Origin of the sequence: Bradyrhizobium sp. B117, from assembly GCF_038969555.1 — a bacterium.
Classification (GTDB): Bacteria; Pseudomonadota; Alphaproteobacteria; order Rhizobiales; family Xanthobacteraceae; genus Bradyrhizobium.
In genome coordinates, this window is record NZ_CP152414.1 from 2558056 (window position 1) to 2579150 (window position 21095).

Here is a 21095-nt window from a genome sequence, read left to right on the forward strand (position 1 = left end):
ATTCGCGATGCCTCCGCTCGCGTTCGCGCATGAAGCCCATCCAGCCGCCCCGCCGGCCGCGCAAAGTGCGGAAGAACGGGCGTTCCTGGAAGAAAACGAAGCCGCCATGACCAAGATGATGAACGACATGGCGGTCAAGCCGACCGGTGATGTCGACCGCGACTTCGTCGCGATGATGAACCCGCATCATCAGGGCGCGATCGACATGGCGGTGATCGAACTGCGCTACGGCAAGAACGAGCAGTTGCGGCGCATCGCCCAGGAAATCATCGTCGACCAGATGCAGGAGATCGCGGCCATGAAGCTCGCCATTGGCGAGCCGGCCACGGACACCACGCCTGCTCCGACCCAGTCGGCACCCGTTCCCGTCGCTGCCGGCCATCATCATCCGGGCATGCAGATGGACATGTCCAATGGAATGAAGAAGTAGGAGCCGCAGATGACCATGTCACGAGGCAATATGATGAAGAGCATCTTCCTGGCTGCCACCATGCTCGCCACTGGCTCCGTCGCATGGGCAGGGCAGGCGCCCGGCGCACTGTCCGCCCCCGATATTCCGGTCAGCCACCATGACCGCGTCTACGCCGCGGAACAGTTCTCGAACACGGTCTCGGTCACCGACCCCGTCGACAACAAGCTGCTTGGCGTGATCCGGCTGGGCGACCCGCAGCCCGGCAATTTCAGCCCGCTCTACAAGGGGCAGGTGCTGGTGCACGGCATGGGCTTCTCGCCCGATCACAGCACGCTCGCCGTCGTGTCGATCGGCTCGAATTCGGTGACGTTCATCGATACCGCGACCAACGCGGTCAAGCACATCACTTATGTCGGACGATCGCCGCACGAGGCGTTCTTCACGCCTGACGGCAAGGAGGTCTGGGTCACCGTGCGCGGCGAGAACTACATCTCCGTCATCGATCCCATCAGCTTCAAGGAGAAGACCCGCATCACCACCCCGAACGGGCCGGGCATGCAGATCTTCTCACCAGACGGCAAGTACGGCTACATCTGCTCGTCGTTCAATCCCGAGACCGACGTCGTCGCGGTGGCCGAGCACAAGATCATCGCCAAGGTGAAGCAGGAAAGCCCGTTCTGCCCGAACATCGCGGCGACGCCGGATGGAAGCCAGGTCTGGTTCACGCTGAAGGACGTCGGCCGTACGCAGGTGTTCAATGCCAAGCCCCCGTTCAACGCGATCAAGACGATCGACACCGGTCCGATCACCAATCACGTCAACTTCGCGCATACCGCCAAGGGAACGTTCGCCTATGTCACCATCGGCGGCCTGAACGAAGTGAAGGTGTTCCGCACCGACGACTTCTCGCTTGTCGCCACGATCCCGGTTGGCAATCTGCCGCACGGTGTCTGGCCGTCCGGCGACGGCACCCGGATCTATGTGGGCTTGGAGAACGCCGATGCGCTGGTGGCCATCGACACGGCGAACAACACGGTGGTCGGGAACGTTCCGATCGGCCAGGCGCCGCAGGCGATCGCCTATGTTCCAAATGCTGCGCCCAACCCCGATGACCGCCAGAACCTTCAGGCACTCGGCGTTGCCGGCCAGGTGGCTCACCTGTCGCTCGCCTCGAAAGATGGTGCAAAGGACGGCAAGGCGCCGACCAGCGTGTCGCTGTTCGACCAAGGCCTGATTCAGATCTTGCAGGCGTCGGTGACGGGACTGCAGCCCAAGCAGAAATATGTGCTCGCGCTGGCGGAGCATGGCGACGGAAGTGGACCGTTGCAGCCGCTGGCGGCGTTCATGACCAATCCGGCCGGATCCGCTATCGTCAACGCGGCCGGCCCGATCCGACAGATCGTCGACCAGTCGGCTGCGGCTGCAAAGCGCTATCTGGTGATTGCCGCCGGCGATGCAGCCGCGCCCGGCGAGGCCGTTCAGATCGAGGCGCAATGACATCCTGCCGGACGGCTGGGGAGAGCACGCGGAGCGCGTCATGAAGGACATGCTGGTTCAGGTCGAGCCACTGATCCCGGCGCTCCGTCGCTATGCGCGCGCCCTCGTCCGCGACCGCTCGGCGGCTGATGATCTGGTCCAGGATTGCCTGGAGCGCGCCGTCAGCCGCTGGCATCAACGGCGCGACGGCAGCGTGCGTGCCTGGCTGTTCACCATCCTCCACAATCTGGCGGTCAGCCAATTTCGCCAGGCCACAGCACGAGGCAGGCATATGCCGATCGACGATGCAGGCGAGCAGGAGCTCGTCAGTGCGGCGGCGCAGGAGCAGAGGCTGATCTATCAGGATGTCCTGAGCAAGCTTGCAAAGCTCCCGGACGAGCAGCGGGCCGTGCTGTTGCTCGTCGCGGTCGAAGATCTCTCCTATGCGGACGCTGCGGCAGTTCTCAACGTCCCGGTCGGTACGGTAATGTCACGCCTGTCGCGCGCGCGCGAGAGGCTGCAGCAGGAGATGGATGACGTTGCACCGGGGAATGTCGTGGCATTGCGGAGCTTGAAATGAACCAGCGGCCGATCACGGAAGACGATCTGCACGCCTATGTGGACCAGGTGCTCGAGCCCGAGCGTCGCGCGGAGGTCGTATCCTATCTGGATGATCATCCGGATGTCGCCAGTCGCGTTGCCGCCTTCGCCACCCAGCGCGAGCAGTTGCGTGGCGGGCTGGCGTCGATCGCCGACGAGCCGCTGCCGGCGGAGTTGAACCTGTCGCACATCATCGAGGGCCGGAAGCGGCGTCCGCTACGGGTATGGGGCGCGATCGCTGCGATGCTGCTGCTCGGCATTGGCGGTCTCGGCGGATGGACCATGCGCAGCGTGTTGCAGGATGGTTCGAGCGGACTGTCCGCATTGGCGCAGGAGGCAGCCTATACTTATGGCGTTTACGCACCGGATCGCGTACGGCCGGTCGAGATACGTGCGTCCGACAGCGCCGAGCTCGTACGATGGGCGTCCAACAGGCTGAAGCAGCCGGTCAAGGTTCCGGACCTCTCTGTCTCCGGTTATCGGCTGATGGGTGGCCGCGTCGTCGCGACCTCGCATGGCCCGGCTGCGATGTTCATGTACGACGACGATCGCGGCGACCGTCTCGTCGTGCTGACGCGCCCGATGAGCAACCGCAATCTGGATACGCCGATGATGCCGCAATCGACCGGCGATGTTGCGGGCTTCGTGTGGGCGGAGAGCGGCATGGGTTACACGCTCGTCGGCCAGCTTCCGGGGGACACCCTCAAGCCAATCGCAAACGAGATCCGCAAGCAGGCGCGCCCGATCTAGCACCAGACTTGACGAAACGGTGCGAGCCCGGACACTCAACCACGCTCCGTTTTCGCGGCATCAATCCAGCAGCTTGGTATCATCGGGCGCCTGCGGCGGCGTCTTGATCGCGATGGCCTTGACCTGACCGCTGATCGGCTTGGTGCCGCCATGCGCGGTGCCCTTCGGGATGATGACGAGGTCGCCGGGCTTCACCGTGACCTCCTTGTCGCCGAGCCAGATCGTCCCGGTGCCGTCCAGGATGTACTGGATCTCGTTTGTGTTGGGATGCATGTGCTTGGGCACGTTGCCGACCTGGATCGAGATCGTGGCGCCGTCGGCGCTCGCGAACATCTTCGAGCGGAAGCCGACATTGTTGGCGGGCCCGAGCGCATCGCCCTCCATCTCGCCGGTATGGATGATCTGCGCGGTGACGTTGTCGGCGGCGAGCGCCGGCCGGAGCAGCTGGTTTGCGCCGCATCCGGCGGCAAAGGCGGCGGCGAGCGACAGGCCGGCAGCAAGACGATTCATGGTGATCCTCCCCATCAAGACTTGTTGTTGTGGGCGCATGCTATTGCGCCGAAAGGCCGATGGCCAGAGCCCTGAGTTGCGCTTCTCAAGCCGGGTGCGCTGCATTATGGTGCCGCCAGCCGAACGGAGGAAACCAATGAAGAATACGATTGCCAGGCTGGCCGGCGCGCTGCTCGCGCTGACGCTCACCACCGGATTTGCCGCGGCGCAAAGCAAGGTCACTATCGCGGTCGGCGGCGGCGCCTGCCTGTGCTATCTGCCGACGGTGCTGGCCAAGCAGCTTGGCGAATACGAGAAGGCCGGCCTCAATGTCGAACTGGTCGACCTCAAGGGCGGCTCGGACGCGCTCAAGGCCGTGCTCGGCGGCAGCGCCGACGTGGTCTCCGGCTATTTCGACCATTGCGTCAACCTCGCCGCCAAGAAGCAGGAGCTTCTGTCTTTCGTGGTCTATGACCGCTATCCCGGCCTCGTGCTGGTGGTCGCGCCATCGCGTACCAATGACATCAAGTCGGTCAAGGACCTCGCCGGCAAGAAGGTCGGCGTCAGCGCGCCCGGCTCCTCCACCGACTTCTTCCTGAAATACATGCTCAAGAAAAACGGGCTCGATCCCACCAGCGCCGCCGTGATCGGCGTCGGCCTCGGCGCCACCGCGGTCGCCGCGATGGAGCAGGGCCAGATCGACGCGGCCGTGATGCTCGATCCCTCCGTCACCGTGCTCCAGGGCAGCCACAAGGATCTGCGCATCCTCTCCGACACCCGCACCCAGAAGGACACGCTCGAGACGTTCGGCGGCGAATATCCGGGCGGCGCGCTGTACTCGACCGCGGCCTGGGTCAACGGCCACCAGAAGGAGACGCAGGCGCTCACCAATGCGATGCTGACGACGCTCGCCTGGATCCATTCGCATTCGCCCGAGGAAATCATGGCGAAGATGCCGGACGAGATGGTCGGCAAGAACAAGGACCTCTATCTCGCCGCGCTGAAGAACACGATCCCGATGTTCTCCGAAACCGGCAAGATGGACCCGAAGGGCGCCGACGCCGTGCTCGCGGTGTTCAGCGTCGGCTCGCCGGAAGTCGCCAATGCCAAGATCGACGTCAGCAAGACCTTTACCAACAAGTTCGTGGACCAGGCCAAGAAGACCACGGGGAGTGCCAAATAACTGACGCGAACGCGCTGTAATCAGCTGTCATGACGTCACCAGCCATTCATCGCGTCGCGACGCTCGATCTTGCCGTGCGGCCCGTGGTCTGGCCGTTCGCGGAGGAGCGCCGCGTCGAGATCGCGGCGCATTTCGCCGAGAAGCAGCGCGAGCGGCCGAAGATCTGGAACGGCCGCATCCTGCTCGGCCGCGATCCCGTGTTCTCGGACGGCGGTTTCGCCGCGACCTATTCCGAAGTGGATTTCGCAAGCTTCCTCGCCTGGCGCGACTGGGGATTTCCCGACCCTACCGTGTTCAACGGTTTCGGCATGGGGGCGCTGCGCGCATCCGACGGCGCTTTCATCATGGGCGAAATGGCGCCCCACACCGCCAATGCAGGCCGCATCTATTTCCCCTCGGGCACACCCGATCCGGGCGACGTCAGGGACGGCAGGCTCGATATTCCCGGCAGCGTCGTCCGCGAGCTCAAGGAGGAGACCGGGCTCACGGCCGACGACTATCGGGCCGAAGCGGATTGGCACTGTGTCGTCTCCGGTCGCGCGATTGCAATGATCAAGGTGCTCAACCTGGATATGCCGGGCGACGTCGCCCGGGCCCGGATCGAAGCCAATCTCGCGCGCGAGACCGAGCCGGAGCTTTCGGCAATCCATCTCGTGCGCGGGATGGATGATCTCACGCCGACCATGCCGCGATTTGTCACGGCCTTTGTCGCGCAGCAGTTCGCATCGCGCTGATGCGCGAGGCTTGACATCGCTGCGCGCAGCCCATGTGATGGGCCAAAAAGCAAAAGCAACAAGAATGCAACGCACAATCGTCCAGGGAGGTTTAGATGCGCCTGCGCATGGCTGCCCGCTTGGTACGTGGGCTGTTGGTCGCGATAGCAGCGACGGGCTTGGCGGCGTCCGCTGAGGCTCAAGAGAAGAAGATCAAGATCGGCGTGATTTTCGACCTGACCGGGCCTCTCGCGGGTGGCGGGTCCGAGCTCGAATATATCGGCACCAAGATCATCCTGGACCAGTTCGGCAAGACCGGCGTCGAGGGCTACAAGATCGAGGCGGTCTATGCCGACGCGCAGAGCAAGCCCGACGTCGCCATCAACGAATCCGTCCGCCTGCTCGAGCAGGAGAAGGTCGACCTGGTGCTTGGCTTCTTCTCTTCGGCGCAATGCGTGCCGGTGGCCGCCCGCGTCGAGCAGCTCAAGAAGTTCATGTGGATGACGACCTGCATCTCGTCCGCCGTGTTCAACGAGAAGAACTACAAATACGTGTTCCGCCCGCAGGCGAGCGGCGACCAGTTCGGCATGATGACGATGGACTTCATCGCGCAGAACGCCAAGGAGAAGTTCGGCAAGGAGCCGAAGGATCTGCGCGTCGCCATCATCCATGAGGACGGCTCCTATGGCGTCGATGTCTCCAAAGGCAACGAGGCCGGCGCCAAGAAAGCCGGTTTCAACGTCGTGCTGAAGGAAGGCTATTCGGCGACCGCCCCCGATCTCTCCGCGCTGGTGACCAAGCTCAAGCGCGCCAAGCCGGACGTGATCTTCCACACCGGCTACAACCCCGACATCACGCTCCTGCTGCGCCAGGCCCGCGAGCAGGGCCTGAAATTCGGCGCCCTGGTCGGGCATGGCGCCGGCTACGGCGTCTATGAGAAGCTCAAGGAGGGCATGGGCGCGGACGCCAACTACATCTTCAACACCGACCCGATCTCGATCTGGCTCGCCAACCAGAAGACGATGGACCCGAAGCTCGCGCCCGTCATCAAGATGGTCGGTGAGGAATTCGACAAGATCAAGCCCGGCGTCGCAATCCGCTCCGCCCATGTCGGCATCGGCGCGTCCAACACCTACGTCTTCATGAACGACGTGCTGCCGCGTGCGATCAAGAAATATGGCGGGGTCGATCCGGAAGCGTTGCGCAAGGCCGCGCTCGACACCGACATCCCCGAGGGCGGCACCATGCTCGGCTTCGGCGTCAAGTTCTACGGCGAGGGCACGCCGATGGCGGGGCAGAACGAGCGCTCCTTCCCGGTCGTGATCCAGTACATCGACGACAAATCCTCCGTGGTGTGGCCCAAGAGCCAGGCGCAGCGCGACGCCGTGCTGCCGCTGCCGAAGGGCACCACCTACAGCAACCAGTAGCGCAATACTTTTGACAAGGAGAGCGGGGCGGTGCTGGAGGTCAACGGACTGGTGAAGCGGTTCGGCGGCTTCACCGCCGTCAACAACGTGTCGTTCAAGGTCGAGCAGGGCGAGATCCTCGGCCTGATCGGCCCCAACGGCTCGGGCAAGAGCACGATCTTCAACATGCTCTCCGGCACGCTGGCGCCGACCTCAGGCTCGATCCTGTTCGGCGGCTCCGAGATCGCGGGCCTCGCGCCGCACCGGATCATCAACAGCGGCATCGGCCGCACCTTCCAGATTCCGCGCCCGTTCCGCCGCCTGACCATTTTCGAGAATGTCGCGCTCGCCGGTTTCTACGGCCAGGGCCGCCACAGCCGCGCCAGGGCGGAGGAGGCGGCCGAGCGATCACTCGCCATGGTCGGCCTGCCGACCGATCGGCACGCCAGCGTCGATGGCCTCGGCGCCGCCGGCCTCAAGAAGCTCGAGCTCGCAAAAGCACTCGCCACCGCGCCAAAGCTGCTGCTCGCCGACGAAAGCCTCGGCGGTCTCGACGAGGCCGAGATGGACCAGGCCGCCGACATGCTGCGCAACATCCGCGACGAGCTCGGCATCACAATCATCTGGGTCGAGCACATCATGGGCGTCCTGATGCGCGTCGTCGACCGCGTCATGGTGCTCGACCACGGCGAGAAGATCTCGGAAGGCCTGCCGAGCGCGGTCGCCGGCGATCCGCGCGTCATCGAGGTCTATCTCGGCACCGATGCCGAGACCACGCAGGCCGCGGCCGCCGAAGCGCGCCGCCGCGCGGGAGGGCAGTGATGTTGGAACTCCGCGGCGTCAATGCCGGCTATGGCACGTTCCAGGCGCTGTTCGACGTCGATCTCGACGTCAGGGCAGGCGAGGCCGTCGGCGTCATCGGCCCCAACGGGGCCGGCAAGACGACGTTGATGCGCGTCATCTCCGGGCTGATCCGTCCCGCGCGCGGATCGATCAGGATGGAGGGTGTCGACGTCGTCGCAACGCCGCCGCACAAGATCGTCAGCCTCGGCATTGCGCATGTGCCGGAGAACCGGCGGCTGTTTCCCCAGCTCACGGTCGATGACAACCTCAAGATGGGCGCCTTCATGAAGGAGGCGCGCGGCCATTATGCCGAGCGGCTCGAGGTCGTGTTCGACCTGTTTCCGCGCCTCAAGGAGCGCCGCCATCAGATGGCCGGCACCATGTCCGGCGGCGAGCAGCAGATGTGCGCGATCGGCCGCGCGATGATGTCCAATCCAAAGCTGCTGCTGCTCGACGAGCCGTCGGCGGGCCTGGCGCCGGTCGTGGTGCAGCAGGTGTTCGAGCTGGTGAAGCGGATCCGCGCCAGCGGGCTGACGGTGCTGATCGTGGAGCAGAACGTGCAGCAGGTGCTGAAGGTGGTCGATCGCGCCTATCTGATCGAGGCGGGCACGATCCGGGCCTCCGGCACCTCGGCCGAGATGCTGGCGAGCGACACGGTCAAGGAAGCGTATCTCGGGGTGTGATGGGCATGCAGGCGTTCCTCGATATTTTCGACATCTACCTGCTGGAGGCTGTGATCAACGGCATCCTGCTCGGCGGCGTGCTGGCGCTGCTCGCGCTCGGGCTCAATTTGATCTTCGGCGTCATCGACGTGACCTGGATCTGCTATGCCGAGCTGGTGATGATCGGCATGTACGCCATGTACTTCATGGTGCAGTATTACGGCGTCAGCTATTTCGTCGCGGCGCCGCTCACGATCCTGCTGGTCGCGCTGCTCGGCGCCGCGCTGCATTACCTCGTGATCGCGCCGCTGCTCACGGCGCCGCCGATCAACCAGTTGCTCGCGACCGGCGGCGTGCTGTTCGTGCTGCAGAGCTTTGCCACCGTCGCCTTCGGCATCGACTTCCGCAATCTCGGCATCCGCCTGCCAGTGCTCGCCTTCGGCGACATGAATTTCAGCTACGCACGACTGCTCTCGTTCCTCGCGGCGCTGGTCGGCATGGTCGCGGTCTATCTGTTCATGACGCGCACCTTCACCGGCACCGCGATCCGCGCCATCTCGCAGGACCGGCAGATCATGGCGCTGATGGGCGTCGACACCAGGCGGATCTATCTCATCACCTCCGCGCTCGGCGGCGCACTGGCTGGGCTCGCCGCCTGCCTCCTCGTGCTGCAATATGACGTGCATCCCTTCGTCGGCCTCTCCTTTGGGCCGATCACCTTCCTGATCTGCGTGCTCGGGGGCCTCGGCAATTTCATCGGCGGCTTCATCGCCGCCTTCCTGTTCGCCGAGATCATCTCGCTCGGCGGCCTGTTCTCCGATCTCGAATGGGGCTATGTGCTCGCCTTCGCCTTCTTCATCGTCATGATGTTCATCCGGCCCGCGGGCCTGCTGGCGAGGCGCCGATGACGCGGCAGGGGCGGCTTGCGGCATGGGGGATCGGACTGGCGGCGCTGGTCGCGCTGCCGTTCGTCTATCGCGATCCCTATCATCTGCACATCCTGGTGCTGATCCTGATCTGGTCGTTCGCCTACACCTCCTGGTCGATGATGGGGCGGTTCGGCCTGGTCTCGCTCGGCCATGGCGGCTTCATGGGCATCGGCGCCTATGTCACCGCGCTGTTGTGGAATCATCTGGGACTGTCGCCCTGGATCGGCATTCCCATCAGCATGGTCGCGGCCGGCGCGCTGGCGCTGGTCGTCGGCTATCCCTGTTTCCGCTTCCGCATCACCGGGCACTATTTCGTGCTGGTGACGCTGGCGCTGTCGGGCATCGTGCTCCAGGTCATCACCGCGACGCGTGACTATACCGGCGGCTCGCTCGGCTATACGCCGAACCGGGCCTCCGGCAACAAGCTGCTGGCGCTGCAATTCGACGACAAGACCACCTGGTACCTGATCGCGCTCGCGGTCTGGCTGTTCGGCATCGTGGCCTGGCACTGGATCGACCGCAGCATGGCGCGCTATGCGCTGGAGGCGATCTCGGAGGACGAGGACGCCGCGGCCGCGGCCGGCGTCAACGTCACCGCGGAGAAGCTGAAGATCACGTTGCTCAGCGCGCTGATGACCGCGCTCGCCGGCGCGATCTACTGCCAGTACCAGATGTTCATCACGCCCGACACGGTCAGCGGCATCGCGGTGTCGCTCCAGATGGTGTTCGCCGCCATCGTCGGCGGCCTGTTCGTCTCGCTCGGCCCGACCTTCGGCGCGATCATCACGATCCTGCTGGCCGAGACCCTGCGGATCGGCTTCGGCACCAAGGCGGTCGGCTGGGACAATCTCGTCTACGGCGTGCTGCTCGTGCTCTTCATCATATTCCTTCCCAAGGGTATCCTTGGTAGCTTGCTCGACCGATTGAAGCCCCAACGCAAGGTGCCCCGCGCTCATGAGCAAGAAGCCGTCCAGATCGCTCGCCCAGGAACTTGACCGCTACATCACGCCCTTCCGTTACGACGGATCGGGCAAGTTTCACCTCAAGGACTACAAGACCAACGAGAGGGGCGATCTCGACAAGGAGAAGGCGCAGGAGATCCTCGACGCCAACAAGAAGCGGCTGGTCGAATTCCAGGAGAAGCTCTACGCCCAGGACCGCTGGTCGCTGCTGATCGTGTTCCAGGCCATGGACGCGGCCGGCAAGGACAGCGCGATCAAGGCGATCTTCGAGGGCATCAATCCGCAAGGTTGCGAGGTCACGGCCTTCAAGGCGCCGAGCAGCAAGGAGCTCGACCACGATTTCCTCTGGCGCCACGCCGTCGCGCTGCCCGAGCGTGGCCATATCGGCATCTTCAATCGCTCGCATTACGAGGAATGCCTGGTGACGCGCGTGCACCCGGAGATTCTCGCCAAGGAGAAGCTGCCTCCCAAGCTCGTCACCAAGAACATCTGGAAGGAGCGGTTCGAGGACATCTCCGCCTTCGAGCGTTATCTCGCGCGCAACGGCACCGTGGTGCTGAAGTTCTTCCTCAACCTCTCCAAGGAGGAGCAGCGCGACCGTTTTCTCGACCGGTTGGAGATTCCGTCCAAGCAGTGGAAGTTCTCCATGGACGACATCAAGGAGCGCGCGCTGTGGCCGCGTTACCAGGCGGTCTATCAGGACATCGTCCGCCACACGTCGACGCCGCACGCGCCCTGGTACGTCGTACCGGCCGACCACAAATGGTTCGCGCGCGTCGTGATCGGCTCGGTGATCAATGCCGCGCTCGAAAAGCTCGACCTGCGCTTCCCTCGCGCCGACAAGGCCTCGCTCGAGGAGTTCGAGGCCGTACGCAAGGCGCTGGAGAAGGAGGGGAAGGGAGGAAAGAAGTGACAGTGAACCGGCGGCGCCAGCGCATGCGAGAACAAAAAATCGAAAACAACCCCATGCACAGTAGCCGGTGAGAGTGGAATCAATGGCTTGGCCGACCCTTACGACGTCATTGCTGATTTTACGAAATGAGGTTGACGCGTCGGGCAAAACAGGGGCATGATGTCATCATCGCGCCGGGTGCTTCTCGTTGCAGGCGGCCCCGCTCGTAGCAGTCAGATTCCCGATTTCGTAGGGTGGGCAAAGCGAAAGCGTGCCCGCCGTTCTTCATGGCGAGAGGTGGTGGGCACGGCGCGAGTGCGCCTTTGCCCACCCTACGATTGCGGTGCAAGCCGATCGTTCGTCGCCTCGCTCTCGCAGTAGCGCTCGCCGCTAATGTTGCGGCCAAGGAACTCGCGCTAAATGTGATCCCTTGCGTCATTGATCCTGCTTGACAGTTTTGTGGCACGGGAGGAGCATCCTCATGGTCGCAAACAAGCGACGCCCAACGTCCACATCAGAGCAAGGGGAGGTCTATGACACCACCTCCGCAAATCCAGCCGCGTTAATTGCGATGGAGCTCGTTCGGACTATCGCATAGCGGCGAAAACCGCGAACGGCACGCCGGGACAAGGTTTAGCGGGCTGCATCAGTGAGGCAAGGCCCCTACCGTCCCGGCGCTGTATTCGATAGCGCCTTGATAGCATAGCGCGCTGAACGCAGCGGATGGCCGACGAGGCCGACCGGCAAGTTTGACATCCTGTTTTCTCTCTCCTCCTCCTCGCCGTCATTCCGGGCCGACTCCCGGAATGACGGGAGAGGTTTGGCGCATCTCTCAGAGCGATGCCGGCCCACAGCCCGCGCGGAAGCTCGCAGTTCCCATTCCTGCACTGCGGCAAATGCCAAGAGAATGTCGCCACATTGGCCAACTTCCGACACAGGGCCGGGGCGAATAACGGTGATCCGACATGACGCAGTGCTTCGGCGGTGACGATGCCGACTCCGCCGGCGCATTCATTTTTCCAGGGAATCATCGTGTCGCATAAGCTTGCCCCGGCGCTTCTTGCCGTTCTGTTCCTCGCGATCTCGTCTTTCTCCGCCGCCCGCGCCGAGCCGGCCGCTCCAGCCGCGAATCATGCGGCCACCGCGCTGTCGCCTGACGAAGCGAAGCGCGCGCTGGACACGCTCCAGGACGACAAGAAGCGCGCCCAGATGATCGACACGTTGCGCGCGATCGCGAATGCATCCGGCCCGCAGCAGCCCAAGCCCGAGCAGACATCGCCGATCCCGCTCTCGGCGGACGGTCTCGGCGCGCAGCTCCTGCTCACGGTGTCGGAGCAGATCGGCGACATCTCGCGCGAGATCGCCAGCGTGGCGCGGACGCTGACGCATTTCCCGGCGTTCTATTACTGGATCGTCCGCACCGCCAACGATCCCGCCGCCTACAATCTCCTGATCGAGATCGCCTGGAAGCTCGCGCTGGTGCTCGGCTGCGCGCTCGCGGCCGAATGGGTGATCTGCCGCCTGATCCGGCGTCCGGTGGCGTTTCTCGAGGGCCGCGTGCCGCAAACCGCGCGCATGCCGGTGCAGGCGTTGCCGATCGCCGATCCGCCATCCTCGGTGGCCGATGTGACGCCGGCGCCTGAATTGCAGAAGCGGCGCCATAGCCTCGCGCGGGTCTGGCAATTGCTGCTGCGGCTGCCCTTCGTGCTCGGCCGGCTTCTGCTCGAGCTGCTGCCGGTGTTCGTCTTCATCGGCGTCGCGACCGCCTTGCTCGGCACCGAGATCGGCGATCCCGTCACCGTCCGCTTCGTGATCCTCGCGGTCGTCAACGCGTATGCGTTCTCGCGTGGGATCATCTGCGTCGTCCGCGCGCTGGCAGGGCCGTTCGGCCTGTTTCCGGTGCGCGCCGAGACTGCGGCCTATATCGAGATCTGGGCGCGCCGCATCGTCGGCGTCGGCGTCTCCGGCATCGCCTTTGCCAATGTGGCGCTGCTGCTCGGCCTGCATCGGGCCGGCTACGCGGCACTGCTGCGCATGGTGATGCTGGTCGTGCATCTCTTCGTCGTCGTGATCATCCTGCAATGCCGCCGCCAGGTCGCCGAAGCCATCCGCGCGCCGGCCGAACGTCAGGGTATCGCCGCGCGCCTGCGCAACCGCATCGCCGCTGGTTGGCACTATCTTGCCATCGCGCTCGATCTCGCATTGTGGGCGGTGTGGGCGCTCAACATCCGCAACGGCTATTCGCTGCTGCTGCAGTATTTCGTCGGCACCATCGTGGTGGCGCTGATCACCCGCGTCGCCATCATGGTGACCTTGAGCCTGATCGATCGCGGCTTCCGCATCAGGCCGGAGATCCTCCAGCGCTTCCCGGGCCTGGAGGTTCGCGCCAACCGCTATTTGCCGCTGCTGCGCAGGATCGTCTCCGGCGTAATCGCCTTCATCGGCTTCGTCGCCGTGCTCGAAGTCTGGGGCGTCGATGCCATCGTCTGGTTCTATGGCGGCCAGATCGGCGGCCGGCTGATCTCGGCCGTGGTGACGATCGGGCTGGCCGTGTTCATCGCGGCGGCAATCTGGGAAGCCAGCAACGCGCTCTTGGACCGCCAGATCAACACGCTGTCCCGCGACGGGCATTATGCCCGCGCGGCGCGGCTGCGCACCTTCCAGCCGATGCTGCGCACCGCGCTGCTCTGCCTGATCGCAACCGTCGTCGGGCTCACCGCGCTGAGCGAGATCGGCGTCAATGTCGCGCCGCTGCTGGCGGGGGCCGGCATCGTCGGCATCGCGATCGGCTTCGGCTCGCAGAAGCTGGTGCAGGATCTCATCACCGGCCTGTTCCTGCTGCTGGAGAACACGGTGCAGGTTGGCGATACCGTGAGCGTCTCGGGTCTCTCGGGCGTCGTCGAGAACGTCTCGATCCGCACCATCCGTCTGCGCGCCGGCGACGGCGCCGTGCACATCGTGCCGTTCAGCGCGGTCACCACCATCACCAATGCCAGCCGCGGCGCCGGCAATGCGTCGGTCAGCGTCAACGTCGCCTACAAGGAGGACACCGACCGCGCCGGCCAGATCCTCAAGGACATCGTCGACGAGATGCGGCGCGAGCCGGAGTTTCGCGCCGCGATCCGCGGCGATCTCGACCTGTGGGGCATCGACAAGGTCGATGGCGCCATGGTGTCGATCGTCGGCCAGATCCGCTGCACCGAGGCCGGCCGCTGGCCGGTCCAGCGCGAGTTCAATCGCCGCATGAAGCTGCGCTTCCAGCAGCACGGCGTCGAGATTGCATCGCCGGTCCAGACCATCTTGATGCAGATCGCGCCGCCGGCGGATAGTGCCGCCAATCTGACGCCGCGGCGGGCGGCTGGATAATTTCTGGGCTTGCCTCGGCCTGCGCGGCAGCGTTCACTCCGGCTCCAGCCCGCTGACAACATGCGGGCGGCAAAAAGAGTGGGAGAGACTGATGCGGGGGCTGTGGGCCGGATTACGCGGTCATGTGATTGTCATCTGCGCGCTGATCGGATGTGCGGCATGGACCGCGCCGGCGCGTGCGCAGCCATTCCCATCGCGTCCCATCACCCTCATCGTGCCGTTCGCGGCGGGCGGCCCGACCGACACACTGGCGCGGATCCTGTCCGAGCGGATCGCGGCCGAGCTGCATACAACGGTCGTGGTCGAGAACGTCGCCGGCGCCTCCGGCAGCATCGCCGGCGCTCGCGTCGCGCGCGCCACGCCTGACGGCACGACCATCACCATCGGCCATTGGGGCACGCATGTGCTCAACGGCGCGATCTTCAAGCTGCCGTATGATCTGCTCGCCGATTTCGAACCGGTCGCGACGATCGCGATGGGCACGCAGCTCATCGTCGGCCGCAAGTCGCTCGAGGCCAACAATCTGAAAGAGATGATCGCGTGGCTGAAAGCCAATCCCGGCAAGGCCACCGCCGGCACGGCCGGCGCGGGCACGGGCGCGCATGTCGCCGGCGTCTTCTTCAAGGAAAAGACCGGCACCGACTTCCAGTTCGTGCCCTATCGCGGCGCGGGACCTGCCATGATCGATCTCGTCGCCGGCCAGATCGACATCATGTTCGACCAGGCCTCGAACTCGCTGCCGCAATACAAGAACGGGGCGATCAAGGCTTTTGCGGTGACCTCGCCGACGCGGCTTGCCTCCGCGCCCGATATCCCGACCGTCGACGAGGCGGGCCTGCCCGGTCTCTACATCTCCTACTGGCACGGCATCTGGGCACCGAAGAACACGCCGAAGGATATTGTCACAAAGCTCAACGCGGCGATCGTCACGGTTCTTGCGGATCCCGCCGTCAAGCAGCGCTTCACTGAGCTCGGGCAGGAGATTCCTCCGCCCGATCAGCAGACGCCCGCGGCGCTCGCAGCCTTCCAGAAGGCCGAGATCGAGAAATGGTGGCCGATCGTGAAGGCCGCCGACATCAGGCCGGAGTAGCGTTGTCGCCGCATCCTATTTTGTCTTCCTGATAGTTTGTGAGGTTTTTCCCGTCATTCCGGGGCGCGCGTCAGCGCGAGCCCGGAATCCATTGCGCGGCGGCATCTGCGGCTCGATGGATTCCGGGTTCGCGACTTCGTCGCGCCCCGGAATGACGAGGGGAGTGAGCAGGCGTGCCCTCTCAATCCCCTCATAAGGCGCAAGAGCGTCGCCGCCCTAACACCGCGGATCGTTCTCGAAACCTCGCTGCGGTGCGAGATCACAATCGATGCCGGGATGCCTGCGTCCTTGATCTCGGGTGAGCACTGGCCGACAATGGCCGCCCTTCAATAAGAAACTCCCTGGGGGAATTCGTGAATAGACCTGCTCGGGTCAGCGCCCATTCGACATCATCCGACACCGCGCACGGCATGACGCTTCTGCGCGATCCCTTGCTCAACAAGGGCACCGCCTTCACCGAAGCGGAGCGCGCTGCGCTCGGCCTGCGCGGCCTGTTGCCGCCTTGCGTACTGACGATGGAGACGCAAGCCGAGCGCGTGCTCACCAACCTCCGCACCCTGCCGACGGATCTGGAAAAATACGTCGCGCTGAATGCGCTGCATGACCGCAACGAGGCGCTGTTCTTCCGTGTCGTCGTCGACAATATCGACGAGATCCAGCCGATCATCTACACGCCGACCGTCGGGCTCGCCTGTCAGAAATACGGCCTGATCTTCCAGCGGCCGCGCGGCATGTTCATCTCCTCGCGCGATCGCGGCCAGATCGCGGAGATTCTGAAGAACTGGCCCTATCCGGCCAAGCTGATCGTCGTCACCGACGGCGAGCGCATCCTCGGCCTCGGTGACCTCGGCGCCAACGGCATGGGCATTCCGGTCGGAAAGCTCTCGCTCTATTCGGCCTGCGCCGGCGTTCACCCCGAGCAATGCCTGCCCATCGTCCTCGACGTCGGCACCAACAACGAAGAGCTCTTGAACGATCCCTATTATATCGGCTTGCGCGAGCGCCGGCTCACGGGCGAGGCCTATGACAGTTTCGTCGACGAGTTCATGCAGGCGGCGCGAAAGACGTTCCCGGGCGTGCTGATCCAGTTCGAGGATTTCGCCAATCATTCGGCGTTCAAGCTGCTGCACAAATATCGCGATGAGGCCTGCGTCTTCAATGACGACATCCAGGGCACCGCGGCGGTCGCGCTCGCGGGCCTGTTCTCGGCGCTGCGCGTCTCCGGCGGCAAGTTGAAGGACCAGCGCATCCTGTTCCTCGGCGCGGGCGAAGCGGCGACCGGCATCGCCGATCTCGTGGTCTCCGCCATGATGGCGGAGGGCGCCTCGGAAGCCGAAGCGCTCCGTCGCAACTGGCTGGTGGATTCCCGCGGCCTGGTCGTGGGCGGCCGTGACGGCTTGCACGGCCACAAGCTGCGCTATGCCCATACGGGCCAAGCGCCGATCGTCGACTTCCTCACCGCGATCAAGACGCTGAAGCCGACGGCGATCATCGGCGTCGCCGCGGTCGGCGGCGCGTTCACGCCCGACGTGCTCAAGGCGATGGCCGCGCTCAACGAGCAGCCGATCGTGTTCGCACTCTCCAACCCGACCTCGAAGGCGGAATGCTCAGCGGAGGATGCCTACCGCTACACCGAGGGCCGCGCGCTGTTCGCCTGCGGCAGTCCGTATGATCCGGTGAAGCTGAGCGGCCGCACCTTCGTGCCGCGTCAGGGCAACAACTCCTACATCTTCCCCGGCGTCGGTCTCGGCGTCATCGCCAGCCGCTCGCGCCTCGTCACCGACGAGATGTTCATGGCCGCCGCCCATACGCTCGCCGACTGCGTCGGCAAGGACGACCTCGCGCAAGGCAGCCTCTACCCGGCGCTGCCCCGCATCCGCGAGGTCTCGGCGCGGATTGCGGCGGCTGTGGCCGATGTCGCCTATCAGCGCGGGCTCGCGGATGGCCCGGCGCCGAACGACGTGAAAGAGCTCGTGCAGTCGCAGATGTACGAGCCGGCGTACTGAGCCGCATGCTGCGCCAAGAACGGCGCGGTTAGCGCGGACGTCCCCACATCGTCATGGCCGGGCTTGTCCCGGCCATCCACGCCTTGCCGGGTGGCACGAAGAACGTGGATGCCCGGGACAAGCCCAGGGATGACGGTGCGGCGGACACCATTCCAGGTGGAATCGCCGTTGTGCCGCGCGGCCGCATATGCGACAATCTGTAGCGTTACAAGAAACTCAAGCCGCAAGGTAAGCCGCCATGGACGATCGTTTGCCCGAACTGGGAGACCTCGAGCGCGAGGTCATGCAATTGGTTTGGGCCCATGGTCCTGTCACGGCCGAAATCGTGCGTGAGCGGCTGTCGCGGCGCCTGAAGGAGTCGACCGTGCGCACCGTGCTGCGCCGGCTCGAGGAAAAAGGCTATGCTAACCACACCGTGGACGGACGGACCTATGTCTACACCGCCGCCGAACCACGCGCGAAGGTCGCCGCCAAGGCGGTGCAGCGCATCGTCGACTGGTTCTGCAACGGCTCGATCGAGGAAGTCCTCGTCGGCATGGTGGACAATGCGATGCTCGACCAGCAGCAGCTGCGAACGCTGGCCGATCAGGTGGCCAAGGCGAAGAAGGCGAGGGGAGTGAAGAAGGAATGATCGCAACTCTGGCGGAGGCGGCGCTGCGCTCCCTTGTGCTGGGAGGCGTCGTCTGGTTCGGTCTTTATCTCTTTCGCGTGCGCAATCCACACGTTCACATGACGGCGTGGATCGTCGTGCTGCTGGCATCGCTGGCGATGCCTTTCGTGATGCATTGGCCGACGCTGACCATCACGCGGCTGCCTCTGCCGATGCCCATGCCGGACGACGTCGTTCCGGCCGACATCTCGATGCTGGAGACGCCGCAGCCGGCCCTGGCGATGCCGGCGGGCGCCGCCGTCGCGGCGCCGGCGAGGAGCGGGTTCTCGATCAATTGGTGGCTGGTCGCGACCATCGTCTATGCCGGAGTCGCCGGGCTGCTCTTGCTGCGGCTCGCCATCGGTCTCTGCCTGACCTGGCGCCTGGCGCGGGCGGCGCAGCCCGTGAGCGGCGCGACCATGATCGGGGCCGATGTGCGCGTCAGCCGCGACGTCGGCGGCCCCGTCACCTTCGGCTCAACCATCCTGGTGCCGCCGCAATTTGCCGGCTGGGATGCGAAGAAGCGCCTCGCCGTGCTCGCGCATGAAGGCGCGCATGTCGCCAATGGCGATTTCTACATCCTGCTGCTCGCCTCGCTCAACCGCGCGGTGTTCTGGTTCAGCCCGTTCTCGTGGTGGCAGCTCGCGCGCCTCGCCGAGCTCGCAGAGATCATCAGCGACGCCGAAGCGATCGAGGTGATCGACGACCGGCTGTCCTATGCCGAAATCCTGCTGGATTTCGCCAGCACCGTGAAGCCGCGGCCGGTGGAGCTCGCGATGGCGCGCGCCTCGACCGTGCGCGCCCGTGTCGAGCGCATCATCGCGGCGGCCGCGATGCCCGTTGCGGTCGGCTGGCGCAAGCGGTTGTGGATCGCGGCCGCGATCGTTCCAGCCGTGATCGTGTCCGCGGGCATGATCGCCTATCGCACACCTGAGCCCACGCCTGTCGCCGCGGAGACCGGCGAGGTGCCGGCCCAGCATTATCGCCCCTTCGTCAATTTCTATGCCATGGGGCCGTCTTCCGTGTTCGCCATCTTCCGCGAGGGCGACGAGATCTATGGCCAGCTCACTGGGCAGCGCAGGCTGCGCCTGACGGTCGGCAGCGACGGCACTGCGTCCTACGCGGCCTCGTCCGGCGAGATCACGTTCTCGGCTGATGCGGAGCGCCGCTCCTCCGAGCTGATGCTGCGCATGAACGGCCGCGACATCCGCGCGGTTCGCGTCGCCGAGATGCCGACGGCAGCGGCCGAGCCCGCAGCGCTTGATCAATATGTGGGCTGGTACAGGGTCGCGCCGAACCGCGTGCTCACCGTGCGCCGCGACGGCGATCGTCTCCAGGTGCAGGAAACCGTGCAGGGCCAGGCGGCGCTCCTCACTGAGGGGGCCGACGTCTTCTCGATCCATGGCGACAATCTCCTGATCTTCCTGCGCGACGCGCAGGCCGAGGTCTCGCGGGTTCTCGTCCAGAACGCGGTCTTCGGCGCGCGGCTTGCGCCGCGGATCGACGCGGCGGTGGCGCAGGCGATCGAGGCCGATTTCGCGCGCCGTGTCGCGGAAGTTCCGGATCGCTTCCGTGAGCAGGTCCCGGTCGCCGGCGGCAAGGACTTGATCTTGCGCGGGATCGAGGACTTACGGCGCGGCACGCCGAACTACGATCGCATGAGCGCGCCGCTGGCTGCCAAGATCCATCGTCAGCTCAATGAAACGCAGGCGACGTTCGCAGCGCTCGGTGCAGTCGAGTCGCTCTTCTTCCGCGGCGTCGGCCCCGGCGGCTACGACATCTATGGCGCGAAGTTCGAGAACGGCACGGCGGAATTCCGCCTGCTGCTCGAGCCCGACGGCAAGGTCGGCGACGTGCTGTTCCGGGCCGACGGCAACGACGAGCTCGGCGGCATCGTGCCTTGTGCGGAGGAGGCGAATGTGCGCGGCCACGCCGGGTCGTCGCCGATCAGGATCATGGTCTATAACGAGATGGGCGAGGACATCCAGGTCTTCAATCTCGATGCCGGCGGCAATCGCAGGATGCAGAGCCTCGTCAGGCCCAACGCGACCTGGGCCGCGACCACCACCGTGAACAATCCCTGGGTGATCGCCGACAAGTCGGGGCGGTGCATGGAGATCCTGGTGCCGGGCCGGCAGACCCGCTTTCACAATGTGGAAGCCTCGAATATCGGTGCCAAGCCGGGACGCGCGGCACGCCGCGCCGTTCCGATCGCCAATGGCGAGGAGATGCTGCGCCGTTACATCGAGAGCGTCGGCAAGGGCCAGCCGGACTACGAGCACATGACGCCGGAGGTGGCCGACATCACGCGCCAGCAGCTGCCGTTCGACCAGGCGATCCTGGCGCGGTTAGGTGCGTTGCGCGCGGTCTCGTTCCGCGGCGTCACTGCGCTCGACAGCGACATCTACGTCGCCCAGTTCGCCAATGGCTCGGCGGAATGGCGCATCGGCGTCAGGAACGGCACGATCACGAAGATCGCGCTCGGGCCGAATTTCTAAAGCGCGATGAGATCAGGATGAATCGTCATCGCGCTTTAGCTTGTTGTTCGCGCATGACCTTTTCGGAAAACCGCTGCGCACTTTGCGCTAACGCGGCCCTTCGGGTCCGGATCATGCTTTAGGACGACTCTCGCCGCCGGCCAGACAGGCCGGCGGCTTCCGATGTCTT

Annotated in this window: 18 protein-coding genes; 17 read left to right on the top strand and 1 reads right to left on the bottom strand. The window is 64.9% G+C overall.

The annotated features are described in order from the left end of the window. Positions 1 to 7: 7 nt before the first annotated feature. Genes AAFG16_RS12410 through AAFG16_RS12425 form a run of 4 tightly spaced genes read left to right on the top strand, consistent with a single transcriptional unit; the run spans position 8 to position 3238 of the window. Positions 8 to 430, top strand: coding sequence for a DUF305 domain-containing protein (locus AAFG16_RS12410; RefSeq protein ID WP_283086859.1), 423 nt, complete (start codon positions 8 to 10; stop codon positions 428 to 430). Positions 431 to 439: 9 nt separating this feature from the next. Then, positions 440 to 1909, top strand: a complete 1470-nt coding sequence (locus AAFG16_RS12415; RefSeq protein ID WP_342739316.1) for a YncE family protein — start codon at positions 440 to 442, stop codon at positions 1907 to 1909. Between the two features lie 40 nt (positions 1910 to 1949). Next, positions 1950 to 2468, top strand: a complete 519-nt coding sequence (locus AAFG16_RS12420) for a sigma-70 family RNA polymerase sigma factor (RefSeq protein ID WP_342739317.1) — start codon at positions 1950 to 1952, stop codon at positions 2466 to 2468. Next, the gene (locus AAFG16_RS12425; RefSeq protein ID WP_342739318.1) at positions 2465 to 3238 is read left to right on the top strand and encodes an anti-sigma factor; all 774 of its coding nucleotides are present in this window, start codon (positions 2465 to 2467) and stop codon (positions 3236 to 3238) included. The genes AAFG16_RS12420 and AAFG16_RS12425 overlap by 4 nt, the downstream gene beginning before the upstream one ends. A gap of 60 nt (positions 3239 to 3298) precedes the next feature. Here the strand turns inward: AAFG16_RS12425 and AAFG16_RS12430 are convergent, their stop codons facing one another. Next, positions 3299 to 3748, bottom strand: coding sequence for a cupin domain-containing protein (locus AAFG16_RS12430; RefSeq protein ID WP_283084814.1), 450 nt, complete (start codon positions 3746 to 3748; stop codon positions 3299 to 3301). 136 nt (positions 3749 to 3884) lie between these two features. Between AAFG16_RS12430 and AAFG16_RS12435 the strand changes: the two genes are divergently transcribed. The 13 genes from AAFG16_RS12435 (at position 3885) to AAFG16_RS12495 (ending at position 20926) form a co-directional block, all read left to right on the top strand. Then, complete coding sequence (locus tag AAFG16_RS12435; protein WP_342739319.1) at positions 3885 to 4910, top strand: ABC transporter substrate-binding protein; 1026 nt, start codon at positions 3885 to 3887, stop codon at positions 4908 to 4910. Positions 4911 to 4939: 29 nt separating this feature from the next. Then, entirely contained in the window at positions 4940 to 5644 is a 705-nt protein-coding gene (locus tag AAFG16_RS12440; protein WP_342739320.1) for an NUDIX hydrolase, read from the top strand. A gap of 95 nt (positions 5645 to 5739) precedes the next feature. Further along, positions 5740 to 7050, top strand: a complete 1311-nt coding sequence (locus tag AAFG16_RS12445; RefSeq protein ID WP_342739321.1) for an ABC transporter substrate-binding protein — start codon at positions 5740 to 5742, stop codon at positions 7048 to 7050. 30 nt (positions 7051 to 7080) lie between these two features. Continuing rightward, positions 7081 to 7851 carry an ABC transporter ATP-binding protein gene (locus AAFG16_RS12450; protein WP_283084818.1) on the top strand — a complete coding sequence of 257 codons (771 nt, stop codon included), beginning with the start codon at positions 7081 to 7083 and terminating at the stop codon, positions 7849 to 7851. Further along, positions 7851 to 8555: an ABC transporter ATP-binding protein gene (locus tag AAFG16_RS12455; protein ID WP_342739322.1), complete on the top strand. Its 705-nt coding sequence runs from the start codon at positions 7851 to 7853 to the stop codon at positions 8553 to 8555. Before AAFG16_RS12450 ends, AAFG16_RS12455 begins: the two co-directional genes overlap by 1 nt. 5 nt (positions 8556 to 8560) lie before the next feature. Continuing rightward, on the top strand, positions 8561 to 9442 hold the full coding sequence (locus AAFG16_RS12460; protein WP_283084820.1) for a branched-chain amino acid ABC transporter permease: 882 nt from the start codon (positions 8561 to 8563) through the stop codon (positions 9440 to 9442). Further along, positions 9439 to 10458 (top strand): branched-chain amino acid ABC transporter permease, encoded by a 1020-nt coding sequence (locus AAFG16_RS12465; protein WP_283084821.1) that lies wholly within the window; start codon positions 9439 to 9441, stop codon positions 10456 to 10458. The genes AAFG16_RS12460 and AAFG16_RS12465 overlap by 4 nt, the downstream gene beginning before the upstream one ends. After that, complete coding sequence (locus AAFG16_RS12470) at positions 10418 to 11338, top strand: polyphosphate kinase 2 family protein (protein ID WP_283084822.1); 921 nt, start codon at positions 10418 to 10420, stop codon at positions 11336 to 11338. The genes AAFG16_RS12465 and AAFG16_RS12470 overlap by 41 nt, the downstream gene beginning before the upstream one ends. Before the next feature lie 1011 nt (positions 11339 to 12349). After that, positions 12350 to 14683, top strand: a complete 2334-nt coding sequence (locus AAFG16_RS12475) for a mechanosensitive ion channel domain-containing protein (protein WP_342739323.1) — start codon at positions 12350 to 12352, stop codon at positions 14681 to 14683. Positions 14684 to 14774: 91 nt separating this feature from the next. Next, entirely contained in the window at positions 14775 to 15773 is a 999-nt protein-coding gene (locus AAFG16_RS12480) for a tripartite tricarboxylate transporter substrate-binding protein (protein WP_342739324.1), read from the top strand. A gap of 410 nt (positions 15774 to 16183) precedes the next feature. Continuing rightward, positions 16184 to 17779, top strand: coding sequence for an NAD-dependent malic enzyme (locus AAFG16_RS12485; RefSeq protein WP_342740898.1), 1596 nt, complete (start codon positions 16184 to 16186; stop codon positions 17777 to 17779). Positions 17780 to 18017: 238 nt separating this feature from the next. Continuing rightward, a complete protein-coding gene (locus AAFG16_RS12490; RefSeq protein WP_027560480.1) occupies positions 18018 to 18410 on the top strand; it encodes a BlaI/MecI/CopY family transcriptional regulator in 393 nt (130 codons plus the stop codon). Beyond that, positions 18407 to 20926, top strand: coding sequence for a M56 family metallopeptidase (locus AAFG16_RS12495; protein ID WP_342739325.1), 2520 nt, complete (start codon positions 18407 to 18409; stop codon positions 20924 to 20926). The genes AAFG16_RS12490 and AAFG16_RS12495 overlap by 4 nt, the downstream gene beginning before the upstream one ends. Positions 20927 to 21095 lie beyond the last annotated feature (169 nt).

Bases quoted from the DNA above. Each gene is read 5' to 3' on its own strand.
- AAFG16_RS12410 (WP_283086859.1), top strand. From the start codon at position 8: ATGCCTCCGCTCGCGTTCGCGCATGAAGCCCATCCAGCCGCCCCGCCG.
- AAFG16_RS12415 (WP_342739316.1), top strand. From the start codon at position 440: ATGACCATGTCACGAGGCAATATGATGAAGAGCATCTTCCTGGCTGCC.
- AAFG16_RS12420 (WP_342739317.1), top strand. From the start codon at position 1,950: ATGAAGGACATGCTGGTTCAGGTCGAGCCACTGATCCCGGCGCTCCGT.
- AAFG16_RS12425 (WP_342739318.1), top strand. From the start codon at position 2,465: ATGAACCAGCGGCCGATCACGGAAGACGATCTGCACGCCTATGTGGAC.
- AAFG16_RS12430 (WP_283084814.1), bottom strand. From the start codon at position 3,748: ATGAATCGTCTTGCTGCCGGCCTGTCGCTCGCCGCCGCCTTTGCCGCC.
- AAFG16_RS12435 (WP_342739319.1), top strand. From the start codon at position 3,885: ATGAAGAATACGATTGCCAGGCTGGCCGGCGCGCTGCTCGCGCTGACG.
- AAFG16_RS12440 (WP_342739320.1), top strand. From the start codon at position 4,940: ATGACGTCACCAGCCATTCATCGCGTCGCGACGCTCGATCTTGCCGTG.
- AAFG16_RS12445 (WP_342739321.1), top strand. From the start codon at position 5,740: ATGCGCCTGCGCATGGCTGCCCGCTTGGTACGTGGGCTGTTGGTCGCG.
- AAFG16_RS12455 (WP_342739322.1), top strand. From the start codon at position 7,851: ATGTTGGAACTCCGCGGCGTCAATGCCGGCTATGGCACGTTCCAGGCG.
- AAFG16_RS12460 (WP_283084820.1), top strand. From the start codon at position 8,561: ATGCAGGCGTTCCTCGATATTTTCGACATCTACCTGCTGGAGGCTGTG.
- AAFG16_RS12465 (WP_283084821.1), top strand. From the start codon at position 9,439: ATGACGCGGCAGGGGCGGCTTGCGGCATGGGGGATCGGACTGGCGGCG.
- AAFG16_RS12470 (WP_283084822.1), top strand. From the start codon at position 10,418: ATGAGCAAGAAGCCGTCCAGATCGCTCGCCCAGGAACTTGACCGCTAC.
- AAFG16_RS12480 (WP_342739324.1), top strand. From the start codon at position 14,775: ATGCGGGGGCTGTGGGCCGGATTACGCGGTCATGTGATTGTCATCTGC.
- AAFG16_RS12485 (WP_342740898.1), top strand. From the start codon at position 16,184: ATGACGCTTCTGCGCGATCCCTTGCTCAACAAGGGCACCGCCTTCACC.
- AAFG16_RS12490 (WP_027560480.1), top strand. From the start codon at position 18,018: ATGGACGATCGTTTGCCCGAACTGGGAGACCTCGAGCGCGAGGTCATG.
- AAFG16_RS12495 (WP_342739325.1), top strand. From the start codon at position 18,407: ATGATCGCAACTCTGGCGGAGGCGGCGCTGCGCTCCCTTGTGCTGGGA.